The sequence below is a fragment of the Pontibacter sp. H249 genome (assembly GCF_037892465.1).
Classification (GTDB): domain Bacteria; phylum Bacteroidota; class Bacteroidia; order Cytophagales; family Hymenobacteraceae; genus Pontibacter.
In genome coordinates, this window is sequence record NZ_JBBKTR010000031.1 from 1 (window position 1) to 2,026 (window position 2,026).

The 2,026-nt window shown below is 45.0% G+C and carries 4 protein-coding genes; all 4 read left to right on the forward strand.

The genetic code is table 11. The features are described 5' to 3' along the window. Nucleotides 1-565, forward strand: a 565-nt coding sequence (locus WG943_RS21170; RefSeq protein WP_340412029.1) for a dTDP-glucose 4,6-dehydratase, incomplete at its 5' end; no start/stop codon positions are given. Further along, a complete protein-coding gene (rfbC, locus tag WG943_RS21175) occupies nt 566-1,126 on the forward strand; it encodes a dTDP-4-dehydrorhamnose 3,5-epimerase (RefSeq protein WP_340412031.1) in 561 nt (186 codons plus the stop codon). After that, nucleotides 1,119-1,970, forward strand: coding sequence for a dTDP-4-dehydrorhamnose reductase (gene rfbD / locus WG943_RS21180; protein WP_340412033.1), 852 nt, complete (start codon nt 1,119-1,121; stop codon nt 1,968-1,970). Before rfbC ends, rfbD begins: the two co-directional genes overlap by 8 nt. A 1-nt stretch (nt 1,971) precedes the next feature. Beyond that, the coding region (locus tag WG943_RS21265) for a sugar phosphate nucleotidyltransferase (RefSeq protein ID WP_445323661.1) at nt 1,972-2,026 on the forward strand (55 nt) is incomplete at its 3' end.

Here is a 2,026-nt window from a genome sequence, read left to right on the forward strand (position 1 = left end):
CGACCATTTCGTACGCGCCTGGTTTCATACCTACGGTTTGCCAATCAAGATATCGAACTGCTCCAACAACTACGGCCCGAACCACTTCCCCGAGAAGCTGATTCCGCTGGCCATCAACAACATCAAGAACGGGAAGCCGGTGCCTGTTTACGGCAAAGGCGAGAACGTGCGCGACTGGCTCTATGTGCTGGACCACGCCCGTGCCATCGACGTGATCTTCCACGAGGGCAAGGTAGGTGACACCTACAACATCGGCGGCGTGAACGAGTGGAAAAACCTGGACTTGATCGAGTTGCTCTGCGACCAGATGGACCAGAAGCTGGGCCGCGAGCAAGGGCACTCCAGAAAGCTGATCACGTTCGTGAAGGACCGCGCCGGCCACGACCTGCGCTACGCCATCGACTCATCCAAGCTGATGGACGAGCTGGGCTGGAAACCATCCGTTACCTTTGAGGAAGGCCTGAGCAAGACCGTGGACTGGTACCTGGAGAATACCGAGTGGCTGGAGAACGTAACCTCAGGCCATTACCGCGACTACTACGAAGAGCAGTATACAGATAGATAAATGGAAATTATTGAAACACCCTTGCAGGATTGTTTAGTTGTAAAACCAGCAGTCTTTAACGACCCAAGAGGTTATTTTTTTGAAAGCTTTAATGAGCAGAAGTTTAATGAACTCAGTGGGTTGAATGTACATTTTGTACAGGATAATCAGTCCTTCTCAACTTATGGTGTATTAAGAGGACTTCATTTCCAGGCAGGAGAACATGCACAGGCTAAATTAGTACGCGTAGTGAAAGGCGAAGTTTTAGACGTAGCAGTGGATGTACGGGAGAACTCACCAACCTATGGGCAGCATTTTTCTATCGTTCTTAGTGCTGAGAATAAGCTACAGCTGTTCGTACCGCGAGGCTTTGCCCATGGTTTTGTGGTGCTCAGCGAAGAAGTAGAGTTCTTCTACAAGTGCGATAACTATTATAACAAAGCATCGGAAGGAGGTATCCTATATAAGGATAATGATTTGAACATTGACTGGATGTTGCCTGAATCTGACATTTTAGTATCAGACAAGGATACCAAGAATAGCACATTTGCAGCACTAAGAACTGAAATTGAATATGTCTAAGATCATTGTTTTTGGTGCATCAGGTCAATTGGGCCAGTGCCTGCAGTCGGTTTCTACAGAAAAGAGTATAACAGATATCTGCTACTTACCTGAGGAGGAGGCTAATATTCTGGATCAGGAGGCTCTGCAAAAAGTTTTTGAAACTCATAAACCACAATATTGCATCAATTGTGCCGCCTATACGGCAGTAGATAAAGCAGAGGATGAAAAAGAGCTTGCAGATAAAATTAATGTAGAGGGAGTTGCCAATCTTAGCAAGCTTTGTCAGGAATTTGGTACTACTCTCATTCATATATCCACTGACTTTGTATTTGCAGGCAACACAAATCAACCTCTTAAAGAGGAGGATGAGACAGCCCCTATAAATGTGTATGGTGCTACCAAGCTTGCAGGAGAACAAGTAATTCCTTCTTTTATCAGCAACTACTTTATCATCAGAACCAGTTGGCTGTATTCTGAATTCGGAAACAATTTCGTAAAAACCATGCTGCGACTAGGGGAGGAGCGTGATGAACTTAAAGTGATCTGGGATCAGGTTGGTACTCCAACTTACGCTGTAGATCTTGCTGAGTGTATTTTTAACCTAATCCAGACGGATAATCAGCAGTATGGTACGTACCACTATAGCAATGAAGGGATGACAACGTGGTATGATTTTGCACAGGCAATCTTTGATATTCGTAACATTAAAGTCAAAGCTCATCCAGTTCGCACTTCAGAGTACATAACAAAAGCAGTCCGTCCTTCATTTTCTGTGATGGATAAAACTAAAATGAAACAGAACTTTAACATCAATATCCCTCATTGGCGTGATAGTTTGGTGAAATGTTTAAATCGCTTATAATATGAAAGGAATTATACTAGCCGGGGGCTCCGGCACGCGCCTGCACCCCCTGACGC